General features: G+C 36.1%; 17 protein-coding genes. 12 read left to right on the top strand and 5 right to left on the bottom strand.

What is annotated here, in order from left to right; all coding sequences use genetic code 11:
* The first annotated feature begins 688 nt into the window (after positions 1 to 688).
* The 10 genes from GZH82_RS02835 (at position 689) to GZH82_RS02880 (ending at position 12,748) form a co-directional block, all read left to right on the top strand.
* Positions 689 to 1,696, top strand: a complete 1,008-nt coding sequence (locus GZH82_RS02835; protein WP_162681222.1) for a PTS sugar transporter subunit IIC — start codon at positions 689 to 691, stop codon at positions 1,694 to 1,696.
* A 97-nt stretch (positions 1,697 to 1,793) separates the two neighbouring features.
* The gene (locus tag GZH82_RS02840) at positions 1,794 to 3,326 is read left to right on the top strand and encodes an SLC13 family permease (protein WP_162681223.1); all 1,533 of its coding nucleotides are present in this window, start codon (positions 1,794 to 1,796) and stop codon (positions 3,324 to 3,326) included.
* Positions 3,327 to 3,554: 228 nt separating this feature from the next.
* A complete protein-coding gene (locus tag GZH82_RS02845) occupies positions 3,555 to 4,379 on the top strand; it encodes a formate/nitrite transporter family protein (RefSeq protein ID WP_162681224.1) in 825 nt (274 codons plus the stop codon).
* 239 nt (positions 4,380 to 4,618) lie between these two features.
* The gene (locus GZH82_RS02850) at positions 4,619 to 5,203 is read left to right on the top strand and encodes a GNAT family N-acetyltransferase (protein WP_162681225.1); all 585 of its coding nucleotides are present in this window, start codon (positions 4,619 to 4,621) and stop codon (positions 5,201 to 5,203) included.
* Positions 5,204 to 5,343: 140 nt separating this feature from the next.
* On the top strand, positions 5,344 to 6,087 hold the full coding sequence (locus GZH82_RS02855) for a sirohydrochlorin chelatase (RefSeq protein ID WP_238989625.1): 744 nt from the start codon (positions 5,344 to 5,346) through the stop codon (positions 6,085 to 6,087).
* Positions 6,069 to 6,530, top strand: coding sequence for a precorrin-2 dehydrogenase/sirohydrochlorin ferrochelatase family protein (locus GZH82_RS02860; RefSeq protein ID WP_162681227.1), 462 nt, complete (start codon positions 6,069 to 6,071; stop codon positions 6,528 to 6,530). Before GZH82_RS02855 ends, GZH82_RS02860 begins: the two co-directional genes overlap by 19 nt.
* Positions 6,523 to 8,928 (top strand): nitrite reductase large subunit NirB, encoded by a 2,406-nt coding sequence (gene nirB, locus GZH82_RS02865; protein WP_162681228.1) that lies wholly within the window; start codon positions 6,523 to 6,525, stop codon positions 8,926 to 8,928. The genes GZH82_RS02860 and nirB overlap by 8 nt, the downstream gene beginning before the upstream one ends.
* Before the next feature lie 4 nt (positions 8,929 to 8,932).
* Positions 8,933 to 9,247 carry a nitrite reductase small subunit NirD gene (gene nirD, locus GZH82_RS02870; RefSeq protein WP_162681229.1) on the top strand — a complete coding sequence of 105 codons (315 nt, stop codon included), beginning with the start codon at positions 8,933 to 8,935 and terminating at the stop codon, positions 9,245 to 9,247.
* The gene (gene cobA, locus GZH82_RS02875; protein WP_162681230.1) at positions 9,235 to 10,182 is read left to right on the top strand and encodes a uroporphyrinogen-III C-methyltransferase; all 948 of its coding nucleotides are present in this window, start codon (positions 9,235 to 9,237) and stop codon (positions 10,180 to 10,182) included. The genes nirD and cobA overlap by 13 nt, the downstream gene beginning before the upstream one ends.
* A 223-nt stretch (positions 10,183 to 10,405) precedes the next feature.
* Entirely contained in the window at positions 10,406 to 12,748 is a 2,343-nt protein-coding gene (locus GZH82_RS02880; RefSeq protein WP_162681231.1) for a 5'-nucleotidase C-terminal domain-containing protein, read from the top strand.
* Positions 12,749 to 12,958: 210 nt separating this feature from the next.
* On the opposite strand, the gene GZH82_RS02885 is transcribed toward GZH82_RS02880, so the two are convergent.
* The 5 genes from GZH82_RS02885 to GZH82_RS02905 all read right to left on the bottom strand — a co-directional run bounded on the left by GZH82_RS02885 (position 12,959) and on the right by GZH82_RS02905 (position 19,280).
* A complete protein-coding gene (locus GZH82_RS02885; RefSeq protein ID WP_457853095.1) occupies positions 12,959 to 14,635 on the bottom strand; it encodes an IS1182 family transposase in 1,677 nt (558 codons plus the stop codon).
* 179 nt (positions 14,636 to 14,814) lie between these two features.
* Positions 14,815 to 16,260: a YcaO-like family protein gene (locus GZH82_RS02890; RefSeq protein WP_162681232.1), complete on the bottom strand. Its 1,446-nt coding sequence runs from the start codon at positions 16,258 to 16,260 to the stop codon at positions 14,815 to 14,817.
* Between the two features lie 4 nt (positions 16,261 to 16,264).
* Positions 16,265 to 17,134: a nitroreductase family protein gene (locus GZH82_RS02895; protein WP_162681233.1), complete on the bottom strand. Its 870-nt coding sequence runs from the start codon at positions 17,132 to 17,134 to the stop codon at positions 16,265 to 16,267.
* Positions 17,135 to 17,139: 5 nt separating this feature from the next.
* The gene (locus GZH82_RS02900) at positions 17,140 to 18,207 is read right to left on the bottom strand and encodes a SagB/ThcOx family dehydrogenase (RefSeq protein ID WP_162681234.1); all 1,068 of its coding nucleotides are present in this window, start codon (positions 18,205 to 18,207) and stop codon (positions 17,140 to 17,142) included.
* Positions 18,208 to 18,224: 17 nt separating this feature from the next.
* A complete protein-coding gene (locus tag GZH82_RS02905) occupies positions 18,225 to 19,280 on the bottom strand; it encodes a SagB/ThcOx family dehydrogenase (RefSeq protein WP_162681235.1) in 1,056 nt (351 codons plus the stop codon).
* A gap of 301 nt (positions 19,281 to 19,581) precedes the next feature.
* Between GZH82_RS02905 and argS the strand changes: the two genes are divergently transcribed.
* Positions 19,582 to 21,246, top strand: a complete 1,665-nt coding sequence (gene argS, locus GZH82_RS02910; protein WP_162681236.1) for an arginine--tRNA ligase — start codon at positions 19,582 to 19,584, stop codon at positions 21,244 to 21,246.
* A gap of 231 nt (positions 21,247 to 21,477) precedes the next feature.
* Positions 21,478 to 21,603 carry an ADP-ribosyltransferase gene (locus tag GZH82_RS02915; RefSeq protein ID WP_238989688.1) on the top strand — a complete coding sequence of 42 codons (126 nt, stop codon included), beginning with the start codon at positions 21,478 to 21,480 and terminating at the stop codon, positions 21,601 to 21,603.
* The last annotated feature ends 428 nt before the right edge of the window (positions 21,604 to 22,031 follow it).

The following is a 22,031-nucleotide window of genomic DNA, read 5'->3' on the forward strand; positions in this document are numbered from 1 at the left end:
ATCAAATAGCCCTCATTGATAATCATTAAAAATTCTACAATTGCCTTTATGGGCTTGCTTTCCTAGGGGCTGACCCTTCAACTAATCAACGCTTTCATTTTACTGTTATATTTGTAGATGAAGCGTTGATAGATTTTGGGAGCAGTACAGAAATCTCATGTGCAACAAAGATTTCGTGGTACTGCCCCCGCAAGGCTGACTAGACTTCTCAAAAGCGGATGCATTGAGAAGTCAGACAGCTACTGCGTTAAACAGTAGCCACTATTAAACAGCAGAAATCATATTGAGTTGTTAATTTTATCCCTCAGGAGTCTCGCCCATTTTTGCAATTTGTTATTAAAGACAGTGACTCAATGAGGGATAACTTATGAATGAAGAACATGACAAGTATCAAAAATTTCAAGTCCCGTATGTTTATATTCATTGTATTTTTCAATATTATATCTTTCATTTATGATGGGAGAGGGTTGGGAAAGATAATTGTCTGTCGGCTTTTTTCTATTAATTTTGATAAAGGGGTCTGAGATGTTTAAGTCTCGGGCTTCTTTTTTTGTCCTAAAACTTGAAAGTAAACTGGATTTTAAAATGCCATATGTCAAAATGCAAATTCAAAGCAAAAATATTCCAATGTTATGTTAATATGAAATTTATCAAAACAAAATAACAAAGATTGGAAGTGTTCAATTCAGTGAAAAAATTACTCTATCGTTGGTTCATTGATGGTCTCAGTTATATGACACTTGGGCTTTTCAGTTCACTCATTATCGGATTAATTATGCAAACGATTGGTAAGCAAACGTTATTCCCAAATCTCCACTTAGAATTTTTAGTAGAAGTTGGAAAGGTTGCGCAAAGTTTAACAGGGGCAGCGATTGGTGCGGCGATTGCGTATGGTTTGAAAGGGAAACCGCTTGTTATTTTCGCAGCTGTCATTGTCGGCATGCTCGGATATGAGACATTTTCGGGTGGTGCAGTAGGGGCATTTTTTGCGGTGCTTATCGCTGTAGAATTAAGTCAGTTTTATGCGGCTAAGACGAAAATCGATATCATTGTCACACCCCTACTGACATTAATGATAGGTGGTTTAGTTGCGAAATTTTTAGGGCCTGTCTTAAGTCAACTGATGTTAGAAATTGGAAAAGTGATTATGATTTCTACCGATCAACAGCCTTTTGTGATGGGCATTCTTGTGGCAGTCATCTTTGGATTATGTTTAACGGCGCCGATTTCAAGTGCAGCATTAGCACTCATGTTAGATTTATCAGGATTAGCAGCCGGTGCAGCGACGATAGGTTGTGCATGCCAAATGATTGGCTTTGCGGTAACGAGTTATAAAGAAAATGGTGTGAGCGGGATCATTTCAATTGGTCTCGGGACAAGTATGTTGCAAGTGCCGAATATATTATTAAAACCACTCATTATCGTACCACCTACATTAGCGAGTGCCATTATCGCCCCAATCATGACCGTTCTCTTCCCAATGACGAATAATGCTGCGGGGGCAGGTATGGGGACGAGTGGCTTAGTCGGTCAAATTATGACGGTGAATACGATGGGCGCAAGTTTGGATACATGGCTACTCATCATCATGTTTCACTTTGTCTTACCTGCATTCGTAACATTTGTCATTTATCGTTTTATGATTAAACGTCAATGGCTTCATGTCGGGGAGCAGAAAATACAATTGAATCAATAGTTATTAATTTTTTGTGAAAATTTGAACATTAGTATCTTTTTAAAGCGCTTTCTTGATACAATGTAAGTAAAGAAATTCACAAAAGGGGGAGCCAAAGATGGCAACTACTTCAGCTTCAAAGAAAAAAGAAGGAGCAACATTTAAGCCGTTATGGTTTATTTTAAGCTTTGTTGCACTCATTGCGGTGTTAGTCATGCCTACACCTGCAAGTTTACCTTTTATGGGGAAAGCAGCATTAGCAATTTTGGCATTTGCAGTCATTTTATGGGTGACTGAAGCGGTTACTTATCCGGTATCTGCAACGATTATTGTCGGTCTCATCATACTCTTACTCGGATTTAGTCCAGTTCAAAATTTAACGCAAGCATTAGGCAATCCTCAAAGTGGCGGTGCTGTGTTAAAAGGAGACGACCTTTTCGGTACTGGGAATGCATTGAAATTAGCCTTTAGTGGTTTTTCAACGAGTGCCGTCGCGTTAGTTGCTGCAGCATTGTTCTTAGCAACCGCGATGCAGGTGACGAACTTACATAAACGTTTAGCACTATTAGTATTATCGTTTGTCGGAAATAAAACGAAAAATATTGTTATCGGGGCGATTCTTGTATCTATTATTTTAGCGTTTTTCGTACCGTCCGCTACAGCACGTGCAGGCGCCGTTGTACCGATTTTATTAGGTATGATTGCGGCGTTTGGTGCAGCGAAAAATAGTAAATTAGCTGCGTTACTCATCATTACGGCCGTTCAAGCGGTATCGATTTGGAATATCGGGATTAAAACTGCTGCTGCTCAAAATATCGTAGCGATTAACTTTATTAATGATCAACTCGGTCATGACGTTTCATGGGGTGAATGGTTCTTATATGCTGCACCGTGGTCGATCATTATGTCTATCGTGCTTTACTTCGTCATGTTAAAAGTCATTCCACCTGAACAAGATGCCATTGAAGGTGGTACAGAGCTCGTTAAACAGCAACTGGCGGAACTTGGTCCAGTTAAACCGACAGAGTGGCGTTTAATTATCATCTCATTATTATTACTCGTGTCTTGGTCAACTGAAAAAGTGTTACATCCAATTGATTCGTCATCGATTACTTTAATTGCATTGGCGATTATGTTAACGCCTAAAATTGGTGTCATGAATTGGAAAGAAGTCGAAAACCGTATTCCTTGGGGCACCATCATTGTATTTGGTGTAGGGATTTCGTTAGGTAACGTCTTGTTAAAAACGACAGCAGCACAATGGTTAAGTGACCAAACGTTCGGCTTAATGGGCTTAAAAGGCATGCCGGTTGTAGCAACGATTGCATTAATTTCACTGTTTAACATTTTAATTCATTTAGGATTTGCAAGTGCAACAAGTTTAGCATCTGCATTAATTCCAGTCTTTATTTCATTAACATCAACATTAAGCCTAGGTGACAATGCCATTGGTTTCGTATTAATCCAACAATTTGTCATCAGTTTTGGATTCTTACTACCGGTGAGTTCGCCGCAAAGTATGCTCGCTTATGGTACAGAAACATTTACTGTTAAAGACTTCTTAAAAGCGGGGATTCCAATTACAATCGTCGGTTACATTCTCGTTGTAATTATGAGTATGACGTATTGGAAATGGTTAGGCTTACTATAAGAAAAGCAACATATGACAGCAGCCAAGTATTGGATAACTCGACACTTGGCTGTTTTTATTTGATGTAGTCGTTTAAACATGGCTGTAAATAAAAAAATGATTTAAAATTACAAAGAATTTGCACTTATTTTCACAAACTTTATGACAATGACGGATAGATTCATGTAAAATGTAAGTGACATTTCATGAACAATCAACAAGGTTGAATATCAAATTGGAGGTTGAACTATGGGGATTCAAAAACCAACGAAAACAGTTGCGGATACGTATGCATCACGAGAAACGGTACAAAGCATTATCCATTCCGTTGCGATGAAAGAAGTAATGCTGGATAAGGCGATGCCACGTTACATACTTAAATCGATGTTGTCAGGGTTTTTATTAACCATTGTCACAGTCTTTATGCTCGCGATGAAGACACAAATGGCTGGGGCGCTTCCTGGTGTTGTAAATTTAATGGGGGCGACGGCATTCAGTATTGCCTTAGTGTTCATCGTCTTAACACAAGCCGAACTATTGACGAGTAACTTTATGTATATGACAGTGGGGCTCTACTATCGTACAGTATCATTCGGCAAAACGATGTGGTTATTTACAATTTGTTTTATCGGTAATATTTTAGGTGCATTTGTGCTCTTTATTTTAATGTATTTCACTAAAGTCATGACACCTGAAATGATTGCAGCATTAACATCTACAGTCGATGCCAAAACAGTTGAAACGACATGGCAAGCGATATTAGTCAAAGCCATCTTCGCGAACTTCTTTATCAATATTGGGATTTATGCCTCTATGCAATTTAAAGAAGGCTTGTCAAAAACGTTTTTCATTGCGATTGGTGTGATTATTTTCGTGTTTATGGGTTATGAACATGTCGTTTATAATGCAGGCTTATTCGTAGGGATGATTTTTTATAACTTTGATGCAGTTTCTTGGTTAGGCGTTCTGAAAAATATCGTCTTCGCATTTATCGGTAACTATATCGGAGGAGGCATATTTGTAGGTCTGTTATTTGCATATTTCAACGGCTCACGTCGCATTGAACAAAAATAAATAGACAACATCAATGAAAGAGTTGGGGCTATCATTAAACCTCAGCTCTTTTTTTATGTGACGTTTGATATGATTACGAAAAGACATTCTTGTAATAAATTATGTTTAGACAAAATAGTAAGAGAAGCATCGAATGGCATACTTATCAACATAGAACAAGGTGAGTAAAGCGTATTAATTTCTATACAATATAAATTTTGATAATCTAACCACATATGAATGAAAAGGGAGGCGACACTATGTCTCAAGTCAATATTAGAATGGCCACATTAGATGATGCAGAGGCACTGCATGAACTGATGCATCGCGCATTTACACCTTTAAGAGATGTCGGCATTGATTGGCCATCCGTTAATGCGACATTAGAAATGATACAAGACAATATTCAAAACAATGCAGCTTATGTGCTCGAAGTAGAGGGGAAAATTGTTTCAACCTTGTCGATACGCTTTCCATGGGAGCCGAGTCATCCGGTTTCTAAATATCCATTTGTTTGGTGGTTTGCGACAGACCCGGATTATGGTGGTGCAGGATATGGCAATCAAATGATGACGTATGTGGAAGAAACGATTTTACGTGATACATTAAAAGCGCCTGCTGTTGTATTAGGGACTTCAGCGCGCAAAATGAGTTGGTTAAAAGATGTCTATGAACGCCGTGGTTATGAAACGTTCTTTTCATTTGAAGATGAAACAGGCGATGAAGGTGCAATGATGGTGAAAGTTTTAATTCCAGAACGTTATAATAAAGATTTACTCGCACCACCACCATGGGCTCAAGTCGAATCATCTCATTGTTGTAAAACTAAGATGATGGGCCGATAGATTCAACTGTAACAATGATGCTACGGAATAGGGAATTCCCTCAAGATACAAGAGAGGGGATTCCCTACTTTTTTATTTTTATGTGAATTTTATCACATTGAAGGTGGTTTTTCGTTTACAATACAACTGTAGGGGGTGATGTGTTGCGTAAAGTGATTTTCGTTGTCCACGGGATGAGAAAGGGACAACTGAACGAAACATTGACACAATTTGTTGCACAGTTATTTGAAGCGGAACAGATAGATTACGAGATTGCATTTTTGGAAAGTGAAACGGCGAGTTTGCCAACAGTGATTGAAGAGCAAGTGAATCAGGGGGCGATAGAACTTTACTTAGTGCCATTGTTACTCTTTTCGGCATCACACTATTATGAAGACATTGTCGAAAGTTTGGAAGATTGGCGTCGAATGTATCCTCAAACGACATTTCAGTTGACACAGCCACTCGGCACACATCCAAAAATGAAAAATTGGGTGGTAGCGCAAATTGCACGTTACCTTGATGATACAGCGAAAGATACAGCTGTTGTCGTGTTGGCGCATGGCAGTGCACGTTTTAATGAACCTGATAGCGCATTAGAAACAATCGCTAACGAACTGTCAACGACGACACGACGGTGCTATCCGTGTATGGTCTACGGGAAGTTAAATTATGAAAAAATCTTAGCTGAACTTGCCCAACAATGGCCGAAGTTACTGATTATTCCGTATTTCTTTTATGATGGCTATTTAGTCCAGCGTACGAAGCAACGTATAGGCGCACTCGATTTACCGTGTGACGTCACTTTTACGACAGCAATTAATTTTCACCCGGTATTAAAAGAAGTGATTGTACATCGACTTGAGGTAAGTGGAGGCGTGACACCATGTATCCTATCCAGTTAAATCTGACACGTAAAACAGTCGTTATTGTTGGTGGTGGAAATATTGCATGGCGAAAATTCACAAAATTAAAAGATGAAGCTGGACAAGTCAAAGTCGTGAGCCCTACTTTTAATGATGCTTTTTTGAATGAGACGTGGGGGACACATATTCAGCTCATTCAAAAACGTTATGAACGAGGCGACCTGGATGGTGCTGACCTCATCATCATTGCGACAGATGATGCAGCAGTGAATCAACAAGTCCGTGATGATGTGGCGCCAACGCAATGGGTGAATCATACAGGAGATCGAACGCAATCTGATTTTTATAACAATCTGGATATTGAACATCAAGGCATGAAAATCAGTATTAGTTCAGAGGGACAGTCACTTCAACATACAAAAGCTTATGCGGCGAAAATAAAGGCGTTTTTGGCGACGCTTGAGGAGGATAATGATGAGTAAAACGAAATTATTAATGGTCGGCAACGGAATGGCGGGAGTACGTACGATTGAAGAAATTTTAGACCGCGATCCAGACCGTTTTGATATTACGATTATCGGTAAAGAACCGTATCCAAACTATAACCGAATTATGTTATCGAACATCTTACAAAATAAAATGACGGTAGAAGAAACGATTATGAACCCATATGAATGGTATACAGAGCGTCACATTCGTCTCATTACAGGAGATAAAGTTGTCAAAATTGATCGTGAAGCACAACAAGTTCAAACAGAACAAGGACAAGTCGTCGATTACGATCAAATGATTATCGCAACAGGTTCTGACGCGTTCATTTTACCAATTGATGGCTCACGTTTAGAAGGTGTCGTTGGTTTCAGAACGATTGATGATACTGAAAAAATGTTAGAAGTAGCGAAAACGAAAAAGAAAGCGATTGTCATCGGTGGGGGCTTATTAGGACTTGAATGTGCGCGAGGCTTAGTCGAACAAGGTATGGACGTGACGGTCGTACATTTAGCAGAATGGTTGATGGAAGTGCAATTGGACCGTCGTGCAGGCGAATTGTTGAAAAAGGACCTAGAAAAACAAGGATTACGCTTTGAACTTCAAGCGAATACGCAAGAAATTATAGGCGACAAGCAAGTAGAAGGCATTCGTTTATCGGATGGCCGTGTGCTCGATGCAGATATGGTGGTCATGGCTGTCGGTATCCGTCCTGTTACGAAAGAAGCACGTGCAGCAGGATTAGACATTGGTCGTGGTATTATTGTGGACGACTTTATGCAAACGAGTGATTCGAAAATTTATGCTGTTGGTGAATGTGCGGAACATCGCTCAAAAGTATACGGTCTTGTTGCGCCTTTATACGAACAAGGCAAAGTGTTGGCAGATCATATTACGGGACGCCCAACTGAAGGGTATCAAGGTTCGACCACATTTACATCTTTAAAAGTATCTGGCTGTGACTTGTTTAGTGCGGGTCGCATTACTGAAAATGACGATGTGCGAGGCATTGAAATGTTTAACGGTGTCGACAACATTTATAAAAAAGTATTCGTTCAAGATAGTACAATTGTCGGTGCGGTGCTTTATGGTGATACAGAAGAGGGCAACCGTTTCTACAATATGATGAAAAAAGGCGAAACGATTGATGATTATACGCTCGTGTCAATTTTGCATAAAGCAGGAGAAGTCGATGCGATGAACGTCGCAGAAATGGACGATGATGAAACGATTTGTGGTTGTAACGGTGTCTCAAAAGGCAAAATTGTGAGTGCCATTCAAGAACAAGGCTTAACATCAGTTGCAGACGTGACACGTGTCACAAAAGCAGGGAACTCTTGTGGTAAATGTAAAGGCCAAATTGCAGAGTTACTTGAACATACATTAGGTGATGACTTTGTCGCAAACGCACCGACTGGCATTTGTGCATGTACAGACTTATCACGCGACCAAATCGTGACACAAATTCGCGCAAAAGGACTCAAAACATCAAAAGAAGTCCGTCATGTGTTGGATTTCAAAAACAAAGGCGGTTGTCCAAAATGTCGCCCTGCCTTGAACTACTATTTAAATATGGTGTATCCAACTGAACACGAAGATGAAAAAGCATCACGTTTTGCGAATGAACGCTACCATGCCAACATTCAAAAAGACGGTACATTCTCAGTCATTCCACAAATGCGTGGGGGTGTGACAGATGCAGATCAATTGATTCGCCTCGGTGAAGTCGCGAAACAATATGATGTACCATTAGTGAAAGTCACTGGTTCTCAACGTATTGGCTTGTATGGGGTGAATAAAGAAGACTTACCAGCAGTTTGGGAAGCGCTCGGTATGCGTTCAGCGTCAGCTTATGCGAAGAAAACACGTTCAGTGAAGAGCTGTGTCGGTAAAGAGTTTTGTCGTTTTGGTACGCAATATACAACACGTTTAGGTATTCGTTTGGAAGCGACATTTGAATATATTGATACGCCACATAAATTTAAAATGGGTGTATCGGGTTGTCCACGTAGCTGTGTTGAATCAGGTGTGAAAGATTTCGGTGTTATCGGTGTAGAAAACGGCTTTCAAATTTACGTCGGTGGAAATGGTGGTACAACTGTTGAAGTAGCTGAACATTTAACGACAGTACCAACAGAAGATGATGTTATTAAATTATGCGGTGCGTACATGCAATATTACCGTGAAACAGCGAACTATGCAGAACGTACAGCCCCATGGTTGAGACGTTTAGGATTTGAACAAGTTAAAGCGGTTGTCCTTGACCCTGAAAAACAACAAGAATTATACGACCGCGTCATGATTGCGAAAGCTGCCGTCGAACAAGAACCATGGCATGACATTGTTGAAAATGAACGTAAACAAAAAATATTTGAAGTTGAGAAGGTGTAAGGCGATGTTACAACAAAAAGTAAAAGTGGCGAAGTTAACAGATTTAGAACCATTAATCGGTAAAAAAGTATATGTCGGTGAGACGCCTATCGCATTATTTTTAACAGAAGATGGCGACATTAAAGCGATTCATAACGTGTGTCCCCATCAACAAGGTCCTTTATCAGAAGGAACAGTGAGCGAGCATTATGTATTTTGTCCATTGCACGACCAAAAGATTGATTTGAATACAGGAGAAGTGCAAGAGCCAGATGAAGGTTGTGTAGCGACATATGCCGTTGAAGTCGTGAATGGAGATATTTATATATGTCTACCTTAACGGAAGTAGCGACAAAGGTGTACTTAGTCGGTGCAGGTCCGGGTAATCCATGTTTGCTGACGAAAAAAGCTGAGCGTTGTATCCAACAAGCAGATGTGATTTTATATGATCAACTCGTGAATCCTTTTTTACTTCAATTATCCCGACCTGATGCAGAATGGATTCATGTCGGTAAAACACCTTATACACGTACAACGAAGCAAGAGCGCATTAATGCATTGTTAGTGGAAAAAGCACAAACTGCACAAGTGGTCGTTCGCTTGAAAGGGGGCGACCCTGCAATATTTGGGCGCGTAACAGAAGAGGTCGATACGTTACGTGCACACCAAATTCCATTTGAAATCGTGCCCGGTGTGACTGCGGCGAGTGCAGCGATGAGTCAGTTGGGCCGTGGATTAACAGAACGCGGCGTTTCAACACATATTACCTTTACGACAGGACATTTTAAAAATAATGAAGAAAACGATATTGATTTGACGACACTTGCAAATGATGGCACACTCGCAATCTATATGGGCATTAAACGATTGCCAGAACTTATGCAAGCAATTCAACAACAAATTGGGGTTGATTTTCCAGTTGCGATTATTTTTAATGCGACACGTTCGGATCAACATGTTGTGAGTGGGACAGTGACGACGATTGTGGAACGTATTGCGGTATTGCCTGAGCGTATGGGACCGGGCATTACAATTGTAGGTCATGTCGTGAGAGATTTAGATGAAGCGGTATTAAAGCCAGATGCTGATTTTGACACGGTGTTGATTAAAGGTGAGAGACAGTGTGCAATTGAAGCGGCGTATGAATGGGCAGAAGCAGGGCATGCGATTTTGATTGATGATCGTGAATGGAGCGATTTACATCCGACACAAGCAGAGACGATAGCGCGTTGGATAGACGAGATGGTGTTTACACGTGAGATTTCTTTAACATAATATCTCTAGAGCGGGATTATCAAGGTTTAACCTCACTTCAATAATCAACGCTACTGAATAAAGTGGTGTTGCTTTTTATTATATTCAATGAATGTATCGGATGTATCACTTTTGATAAAGGGTTAGGTATTTCTATATTTATCTGCAAATTAACAAAAATTTTAAACTATTGGATGAGGCTTTGTGCTAGGATAAGGTTGTAATGACAATAAGGAGGTTTTATATGAAAAGGACAGGGCTCAAAAGTTTCATCCTTGTGGTGATGTTGATGCTTGCTATTTTCACATTGAATAGTGTTTCAAGTGATGCAGCTGAACAAGCATCGCAACATGCAGCACCGGCGACCAAAGTGGAAGCGAATGCTGAAACGACTACAACTCAAGCGAGTCAACCGGATGTGACATCACAACAACAAGCAACAACAGAAGAAACAGCACAAAAGATGTCGGAAAGTGTGACAGCTGTGAAACAGGAAAGGACACCTACTGTAACGACAGCTGCGACTGAAGATGAAACAGTTCAATCTAACGCACCAACGTTAACAGAGAATGTTGCTCAAGCGAAAAATGATACACCAACGATGCAAACATTGGCAGTAACTAAAACACAACCAGAAGCGACGTCAACCGACCGTGCAAGTAACGAAACGGAGACAACGACGCATACGATTTTACATACGAACGATATTCACGGCCGCATGGTGGAAGAAAAAGACCGTGTGCTTGGTATGGCGAAGTTGAAGACATTAAAAGAACAACAAAATCCGGATTTACTTGTCGATGCGGGCGATGCATTTCAAGGTTTGCCATTATCTAACCAATCTAAAGGGGAAGAAATGGCGAAAGCAATGAATGCAGTCGGTTACGATGCGATGACAGCAGGGAACCATGAATTCGATTTTGGCTATGACCAATTGAAAAAACTGGAAGGCATGCTCAACTTTCCAATTGTGAGTTCCAACGTATACAAAGATGGCAAATTGGCATTTAAACCATCAGTCGTGATTCAAAAAAATGGTGTCCGATACGGTGTGATTGGGGTCACAACTCCGGAGACGAAAACAAAGACAAGTCCAACAGGTATTGTCGGTGTGACATTTGCGGATCCTTTATCAAATGTGACGCGTGAAATGAACCGCTTAAATGGACAAGTCGATGTGTTTGTCGTGTTGTCCCATTTAGGAATTGACCCGACAACAAAAGAACAATGGCGTGGGGACTATTTAACACGTCAACTCAGTCAAAACAAACAGTATCATCATCCGATTTTTGTCATTGATGGCCATTCGCATACAGTGATTGAACATGGTCAAAAGTTTGATCAAGACGTATTAGCACAAACAGGTACGGCACTCGCGAATGTCGGCAAATTGACGTTCAAACAGACTGGTCATCAGTTTTCAGATGCGGAGGCAAGCTTATTAAATGTCAAAAGTTTAGTAAATTTACAACCGGATGCTGCTGTGAAAGCACAAGTCGACAAAGCAAACGAAGCATTTCTTAAGGCAACTTCAGAAGTGATCATTCCGAATAACACAGTTGATTTTCAAGGTGAACGTGACGATGTAAGAACGCATGAAACAAACTTGGGGAATGCAATTACTGATGCAATGGAAGCTTATGGTCAAAAAGGCTTCAGTCGTCCATCTGATTTTGCGGTGACGAACAGTGGTGGTATTCGTGCGTCGATTGCGAAAGGAAAAGTGACGTTAAATGATGTCATTACGGTTTTACCATTCGGCAATACGATCGCTCAAATTTCGGTCAAAGGTAGCGATGTGTGGAAGGCTTTCGAACATAGTTTAAGTGCACCGACGATGAGAACTGACGGTCAAACGCAATTATCTGCAAATGGTGGTCTGTTACAAGTGTCAAAATCGATTCAAATTTATTTCGACATGAACAAAGCACCTGGCGAACGTATTAACGCGATTCGAGTGTTCAACAAGCAAACAGGTCAATTTGAAGATTTAGATATGAGTCGTACATATGCAGTAGCGATGAACGACTTTACAGCATCAGGTGGAGACGGTTTTGACATGTTTGGAGGACCTCGTGAAGAAGGGATTTCACTCGAACAGGTCTTTGCGAACTATTTGAAAACAGCTGATTTATCACAATATACGACAACAGAACCACAACGTATTATCAATGGTAAGCCTGTTGATAATAGTGGAGTATCAAAGACAACACCCGCGTCATCAAAAGGTGATAATATTATTCCATTCCCACAAACAACACCATCAAAAGAGGTGCCGATGACAAAAGTGCCAACAGCAAATGGACAGTCACAACAAACAGCTATGAACGTAGCGTCTGAACATCGCGGCACTGCTCAATCAATGGCACCAGCAGTGAGCATGATATCTACACATGAGACAGAAAAGACGGGTCAAGCGAATATGGCGATGACACAAAATGTTTCAGCAATAGGTCATTATGCAGCGAAGAATGGCGCACAACAGTTACCAAACACAGGTGCGACAGAACAAGCACCAATCGTGGGCGGCTTATTCATGTTAGGTGCAGGTTTAGTGATCATGCGACGTCAAAAACACCGTGCATAAATGAGTATCCCCCTAAAGTTGAGTTTTAAGGTTCAACTTTAGGGGGACACTTCATTCACACGGGTGGTTTTGATTAGACAGTCTCACGCTCGATGTTATGAGAGGGTGAATAGTAAATTAATGGTTATTCTCCTACTCGATTATTCACATATAAACACTCAAGAAACCATTAAAATTTGATTTCTAAAACTACAGAAATTGTTGTAGTTATTAAGGGGCTGGGACATAGACCTTCAGCTCCTTTAAGAAAAAGCCGTTAAAATTCATTTTTTTAGAATTTGACGGCTTTTTTCTTATTAACGAACGAAAACGAGCACTTATTTTAGCTAGTTTTCGTATATTTACTGCCATGAGTGCGATGCCAAGTTCACACTCAACCTTTGATTTTGTGCGAACCGATAATCTTTGGAAACCCAAATTAGCCTTCAGATTTCCAAAAGTTGATTCAACATCTATCTTTCTCTTTTGATAAATGTGTTTCGTCTTTGGATCTGAAAGCTGTTGATTTGTGAAGGCTTTAAAATAGTCCCAAGTTAAATTTCTAAATAAGCGTTTATTTGTGTTGGGGTTCGTACTTTGCTTCATACATTGACTTCGTAATGGACAGCCCACACACGCTTCACATGCATATAATTTAAAATCTCTTTGAATACCGTATCCATCTCTTTTCTTTCTGTAACTTTGGAAATGTAATTCCTTTTTGTTAGGACATATATAGTAATCATCTATCTCACGGTATTCCCAGTTAGCAGTAATCAATGGATTGTTTTTATATTTGCGCTGCTTCTCTTTGAGATACATACTATAAGTGATTAAAGGTGTTTTCTCAAATTCATCGAGTATCATGGTATAGTTGTATTCACTTCCGTAACCCGCATCTGCCACAATATACTCTGGAATGTCACCATATAAATTGTGGATGGATTTTAAAAATGGTTCGAGCGTTCTTGTATCACCTGGATAACTGTAAACACCAAAAGCTAAAACGAATTGATTATGGGTTGCGATTTGTAGGTTATAACCCGGTTTCAATTGGCCGTTTCTCATATGATCATCTTTCATTCTCATGAAGGTCGCATCGTGGTCGGTCTTTGAATAACTTTTTCTGTCACCATAAATTTCCATTTGCTTGTCATATTTGATTTTACGGTCTTTAAAATCTTGGATGGCTTTCTTACTTTGTCTCACCTTACTTCTTTCTTTTCTAAGGGTTTTTCTTGTCTCTACATCTTGAGTCGTTTCAATTTCAGACGTGAGCGCATCATTTTTATGACCTAAATGCGTCTCTATTTGATTCAGTTCTTCACTTGTTAATTCATGCCCAGATTCACGTTTGATTTCAGGAATAATCTCTTCAGAAACGAGTTGCTCATATAAAGCCGTTGATTTTTCAATGACAGACTGACTAAAACGCTTCGTATTAGCCAGCCACTGGAATGTGTATTGATTCGCATTTGCTTCTATTTTTGTGCCATCAATATAAATGACGTCCTCTGTAATGAGTTTATCTTCTAATAACTGGGCTCTTAAACCGACAAATAAAATATGTAGAAATTCCATCATATGGGGGTTCACTCTAAAGCGATTGATGGTTCTATAAGTTGGCGTTTGACCTTGCGCAAGCCACATCATTCGGCAACTATCTTTTAAAAGGTGCTCGATTCTTCGCCCTGAAAAAACAGAATGGGCATAACTATAAAGTATGATTTTTAACATCATTTTTGGATGGTATGATGAAGGACCTCTTTGGCTATAATATGGATTAAAAGCTTCTTGGGGGATAGATTCTACAAGTTTGTTAATAATAAATACAATATCATTTTCTGGAAAAGATATCTCAGTTTCTATTGGAAGTGTAAGTTGAAACATGTTATAATTTTTATACATATAAAGCACCCCTGTCTATTATTTTTGTCGTTATTAATAATTATACAGGAAGTGCTTTATTTTTTTAACGAACTAGGGGGATCAATTATGTCCCAGCCCCTTAGCACTATTTATTTAGAGATTAATGTGCCAAACTCTTATACGAAACAGTTCACTGTTCTTAAAATTCATATTACCACCTAAGGAAATGGATGAGGTTTATTATTAAGGATTCTAATTTCTTTATCGTCGAAGTACATCTCACACCATTCCCTTTCAAATCCTTTAAAAAATATGGGGTAGAAGTTTGATTGTGAAGCTTTAACAATAGATACATTATTAAACTCCCTATCATTAATAGCATAATTAAAAAATTCTGTTTTCTTTAAATCAGTAGTGTTTGCATCTATAACTATGTCACTCCAATCTACGCTATTTTCAATGGTTAATAATGATTCCATGTTTTTCAATTTTTGTTCACTATCTCTATGGGACCTATAATAGTTTAGATGAAAATCAGATCCTTGAGTAGATGTTTTTGAAGGAAATTTATAATCAAAAAAGATACCTATTAGCAGTTCTCCAAAAGCCTTATTCAAAGCTTCACTTTTACTGCTGTCATGACTCCCAATTCCAGACTTGATAAATGGTTCATTTTGCATATTTATAGTAATGATTAAAAAACAATAAATATTTTTATGTTTGTCTAACTGATAGATATAAGTACTATATTCTTTCAGCTCCAACTCAACAATATAATTTTGAAAAAAGGTTGGGAGAGTGTTATTATCAATCTTTCTAATGTTCTTATTATAAATCCAAGAAGTCATTAAAGAATCTCTTTCCAGTAGTTCGTTTAGAGCATTATTTTTAGCCATTTCTATATTAGGAGAAGCAGCAAAACCATTTGAGGAAGACTTATGGAAAGTTCTTTTATTCTCTTTTATTAGACAAAAAGCATTATTATCTATTTCTTCAATTCCTGTATAGTATTGAGGAAGAAAAATAGCATATCTTTCTATAGATTCCATTACAGATTTAATTTTAGCTATACTTCTTTTAGGAGCTATCCCTATTCCTAAATCAGTTTCATGATAATATTCATTTAAAACAGAAAGAGGATTGTAAAAGTATGTAAAATATACATAATTATTCTTAAAATATGAGTGTTTCAAATAATGGAGGATTTCACTATTCATTATTTCAATAGCCTTTATAATCGCATAATCTCCTACGTGCTTATCGAAATTCACATTCTTATAAGTATCGCAAGGACACATAAAATGATGATATGTGTTTAGATGAGAAATTTTTTTCGTTTTTTTGGTATTCAAGTCTACTATTAGTATAGTTTTGTTATCATCAATTTTTTTTATATTTTCCTTAATTAATTTTTGCTTTGACTTGGAAAATAGATTTTTAAAAAGAAACAGTTTTGTATCATTAGAAGGATTTAGTGTCTTTTTTATTAAGTTGTATGTTTTATAATCTAAATTGTACAAAAAAATACAATTAGGACAAAAGTTACAATTACTTTTCTTAGAAATCAATACTAAATTATAAAATTTGTATATGATAAAATCTCCAAAATTACTGCGAGAAATCTCTAATTTCACGTTACTATTAATACGTTTGATTTGAATCATATTATTAGACCTTTCCAAATCCTATGCAATGAATAACCCATTCATTTATAAAAAGATTTTCTTCAAAATTATGTTCAATGTAAGAGCCTAAATTAACCATCCCCATGGAATCATGAAGTAAAAAATTATTAAATTGTTGAGAAAACATACCTGCCTCTAATAAAGCAAATCTATAACCTCTATCTCCATACTTTTTTTGATTTCTCTCAGGAGAATATGTAATGACAACATAGAAAGGTACTTTATCATAATCGATATCTTTACCGACAAAAAACTCATTAATTGTAAGTACAGAACAATATTCATCAAATGAATGATTACTTGAGTCAAATAACAAAACTCTATAATAAAATTTCGAATTAACAACTAAGTATATATTTAGAGGATACATATTCCCAGCTGATGGTATACCTCTGTGCCCATCGAAGTAATTACAACCATAACACTTACAAATCATTTTCTTTATAGAACTCATTTGTGTTTCTAAATACTCAAAATTCTGTGAAAAGTATCTTTCAGATTTTCTAATTTCATTGTTATTTTCTATAGATATTTCACTATCAAATTTAAAAGTACGATCTATTTTCCAAGGGAAGTAATTTTTCCCCATACTTGTATTATCATGATATACTTTAGAGAAATTAGGCTTATAATCTTCTAAAAACACCCCAATGCTGACCAAGAATCGAAAATTATCATATCCTACTTTGGAAATAATTATATTTTCGTGCACTGGGTTAGGATCAAAAATCATGCATTTAAGAAAATTCAGAATATTTTTCTCTAACTTTATTTTAAGTAATCTACTTTCTATATATGCGTCATTCTCCAAGTTAAATATTTTATAATCTTGATTTATTTTATAATTACTCAAGGTTATCAATTTCCTATCGCAACTAGGTATCGTATATCTTCTATATACTCTTCTAAATCGAAAAGTTTAACCAATTCACTATCTCTTAAAGCGGGGGTCAAAAATGTTTTCTTTTGAAGATTAGTCGCTGCCAAAAGAAAACTTTGTGCTAATTGTGCAACATCAATTAATAAATTTCTATAAGCTCTCTCGTGATTATATCTCCACATATACTTATGATAATTAGCTGAGATAAAAATAATACAATTAGCATTTTCGATTTCTGGTTGACCGTAGCAATAATAACCTGCTGATTTGTCGGGTAGATTATTTAAATGGTTTAATCCGTGGCTTTTCATATCATAGTGATAGATACCGGGAGGAATATTAGAAACATTATTGATATATAAATATATTTCGTTACATGTGAAAACTGAATTTGTATACAAATTAGGATTTTGAACAATATTTTCAGATACTTTCTTTCTTATCACCCTTGCATCCTGAGTAGCCATATAAAGTATTTCACTAAACTCATTGATATCTAACGAAACTTCGCCGAATTCTCTATGTGTTTTTCTATTCATAAGGACTTTATAAAAATCTTTAGTTGTCTTAAACTCACTTTTTGGTAAAGATATAAATGAACTATTAATATAATTCTTATACAAATCGGGGGCCTTTTTCTCCCTTATCAATTTTTTATAGTGGTTACTTGCAATTTCTTTATCTTCATCAGACCCTATGTCTTGAAATTCTATATTTCTTGAAGTTACATAATGTAATAAAGATGGACTCCAATTTCTTTCGATCCATTCTAATTTATTTTTATATAGATCATCATCTTTTGATTCTTCAATAAAAATATTTCTTTCTAATATTGTTTTAAATATATCTTCACTCATCTCTTTTTCGCAGTCAAAGATTGAAGTAATACTATTGACAGCTTCTTCATACGTAAAACGAGATTCTAAAGCTGATAGGAGCCTCAATATAGCTTCATCATTCAATTCATATAGTCTATTATCCAAAAGTTCCTCTAATTCATAATTTTGATATAGTTTAATATTTAAAGTAGGATTAATCATATACATTAAAATTGCTCCTTTAATTAGATTGCTGTAAAGTAAATTATTCCTTCATTGTAACCATCTATATCTAGCAAACGCTCTACATTATCGTCGTTAAGACCAGAACCTATTGTATAGCTTGCAAGTCCCAAAAGGCGCGTTATTAATTTAAAATTGTATAGAATATGACCGAAATCATAATAAATAACTTTGTATGTTTTAGGCTCTCTATATCTAAACCAGTTCCTTGGAAAAATAGAAGTATGAAGAAAGACAATTTCAGCTTCTTTTTCAAATTGATTTAGTCCGTAACAAGATTCATACAAGTATTTTTTGAAATCCCCTTCTTTTATAAGCTCTAGACAATGGTTTTTAACAGAATAATGATAAATTCCTTTCTTTAATAACGCGGAATTTAAGATTGCTATATAACATTCTGAGGGATGCCTAGCCCCTCCCGAAGGACTAGTCCTTCTAATTAGTTTCTGAGTCACAGGAAATTTCAAACTGCTAATTTGTCCGTAAGTGTAGAAAAGAATGTCACTCAATAATTGTAAATCAAGTTCTGTATTTAGTTGTCTCTCAACATCAAATATTTCATAAAAGTTTTTACTACTATGCGTCCTCACTTTTGGTAAGTTAACTTTTTCTCCTGTAACTTCTTTGTAGATAGACGGTTCATCTTCTTGATTTATAAATTTTTTCATAGTCTTTTGATCGCGAACATAAGAGGCTGGTGTTGAATAATCAAGAACTGGATAGTCATACGTATAAGTATGATAAATAAGACTATTAATCCAGCCATAACTTTTCCATAATTCATAATATTTTTCTATCTTGTCACCTTCTTTAATTAAAAATTTATTTTTTATCAAGTAATTAAAAATTTCTTCTAGGTTGTATTTCTCAATTTTAAGGTTTTCACAAACAAACTTTTCAATTTCATTATAACTTTTAGCTTCTTTCATATGTAAAATTAATTCAAGAAGTTTATTATCTATCCTTATTGTTTTTTTCGATTTTGAATTCGTTAATTCCATTCCATCGTTTTCGAATGTAAAGTAGGATAGAGGACTTATTTTATATTTATTATTCATTTTTTTCTCCTATAAAAGTATTAGAGAAGGCTTCTATGAAAATCCAATAGCAGCCTGCCTCAATTCCTCAGTACTAAATATTAGGCTTCTTTAGTTCCGCCCCCGCCCGGTCCAGTTACACAACCTTGACGCATTGCTGCTTCATTTCGTTTAACTTCTTTGATTTCGATGTTAACTTTACTCATACATACACCCCCTTTGTGTATAAATGTAACTTAATAATAACAAAACAATTAAAATATTCAAACTATTGTGTTAAAAAAGAGTTGATGGTATATTACTAAGAAAGAAGGTGAAGTTTATGTTTAAGAAGTCGATTGCAAAAGATCTATCAGAAATTTTAAAAGGTCAGATGACTTTTGAAGAAATATATAATATTCTCGAACACCCAACTAATGAGAATTATGGTGAATATTCGTTTCCGACTTTTCAACTTGCTAAAATTTATAAAAAATCTCCAAATTTGATTGCTAACAGTATCAAAGGGAAGTTTGATAATGAATATATTCATAAAGCAGAGGTTGTAAATGGTTTTCTTAATTTTTTTTTAGACAGACAATCCAGTTCACAAAAGATAATTGAGTGTTTCAACGAAAATGCTTTAAAAAATAATAAACTATTAAGTGCAGAGAAAATAGTCATAGATTATTCAAGCCCTAATATAGCGAAACCTTTTTCTATGGGTCATTTGAGAGCTACGGTTATTGGAGATAGTATCGCTAAAATACTTGAAGCAAATGGAGCTAAAGTTATTAGAATAAATCATTTGGGAGATTGGGGAACCCAATTCGGCAAGTTAATAGTTGCTTATAAAAAATGGGGGGAACAAAAAAGAGTTGAAAATAACCCTATACTTGAGCTTTTTCATTTGTATACAAAGTTTCATGAAATTAGTAAAGATAATCCACATATTGATTTAGAAGCCAGAGAAGCTTTCAAACTTTTAGAAAGCGGACATAGTGAATACGAACATTTATGGTCATGGTTTCGCAATGTTTCTATGGAATCTTTTAATGCTTTATACAAGCTTTTGGATATCAACTTTGATTATATTCAAGGAGAATCTTTTTATAATGAAAGATTAAAAGAAACTATAAAATTATTAGAAGAAAGAGAATTATTAACTCGAGATGATGGTGCTTATATTGTAGATTTAGACGATTTACCACCTGCACTGATTAAAAAAAGAGATGGGGCATCTCTATATATCACGAGAGATTTATCAGCTGTTTTGTATCGTATCGAAACCTTTAATCCTACACGTATACTATATGTAGTAGGCCAAGAACAATCTATTCATTTCAAGCAACTAGACAAACTTACTAGATTATTGGAATTAACGCCAGTCATAGAGCATATTCCTTTTGGTTTGATTTTAAAAGATGGTAAAAAAATGTCCACAAGACAGGGCAAGGTACTACTACTTGAAGACATTATTGCAGAAGTAGAGGAAGCCGTTCTAAGGACTTTAGAAAAGAAAAAGTCGAACTTAAGGAATAAAAAAGAAATTGCCAAAGAAATTGCTATTGCTTCTATCAAGTTTCACGATCTGAAAAATGATCGCCTTAGTAGCTACGATTTGAAAATTGATGAGATGTTGGCTTTTGAAGGGGACACTGCATTGTACATAATGTATACTTATGCAAGGATTCAATCTATCTTAGGAAGAACCAAATACTCTGATGATTTTAAGGGGGATTTTCAGTTTGAGGAAAGTATGTGGCCTATTTTAAAACATTTAAAATCCTATAATGAAGTTTTGGAATTATCTGCTATAAACTATACTCCATCTTCAATATGTAGATATTCTTTACAGTTATGTCGTCTTTTTAATAGGTATTATAATATTGAAAGAATATTAGAAAGTACAAACGAAAAGTCAAAAATAACTTTATTAAAAATAGTTTCCAAAAACATTGAAGATTCCATGGAGTTACTAGGTATAAATTTAGTGAAAGAAATATAGATATATTAATTTAAAATATAATTACATTAATATTATCGGTCAAGAATTTTACGGGTTCTTTGACAAATGTGATTGATGAGCAAAAACATAGAGATTAAGTGACATAAAGTTGCTTAATCTCTTTTTTTAGAAGTGCTATAAAAATATTCCTACATAAAATGATATGACTACATAAATGATCAAAATTTTTATAAACAAAAAAATTCGATGTATAAGTATCACCATAATTTTATGAGCACATCGTTGGCAAGAGATCCTCATCAATCTTTTGGAGGAAGAAAAGCAATATTGTTAAAAATAAATGCACCTAAAGGAACAAAAGTTTTGAATGTTTTAGTATGTAAATGGCGGTTATAAAATGTAGGAAAATGGCAGAATGAAAATATTGTTTTTTCTACATTTTTTATTGTGGTGCGCCTGGCATGGGTAACATCTAGACGGTGAAAGTCCGTTACAGGCTTGGTAGTAGGAACTGTTAGCGAAAGACAAGGGTGTCCATTGCGAAGTGGAATCTGAAGGTTTTGACTTTATCATCAATAGCTAAGTTATGTATAGCGTATGATAGTTCGATATTTTCTCTAATAGTTAAATATTCTTGACCTTCCCCATATTTGTAAGAAAAAAATATTTATTTTTTCTTTATGCTAAGAGGCTATCATAACTTCCAATTTAAAAGATTAAATATGCCTAACTGATGGATAATCGTTCCTAACTATTTATTAAAAATTTTAATTCTGATCAAATTATTATATTATATACTAATTGTAAACTTTAAAAGCCATAAC

The sequence above is a fragment of the Staphylococcus sp. MI 10-1553 genome, from assembly GCF_010365305.1.
Classification (GTDB): domain Bacteria; phylum Bacillota; class Bacilli; order Staphylococcales; family Staphylococcaceae; genus Staphylococcus.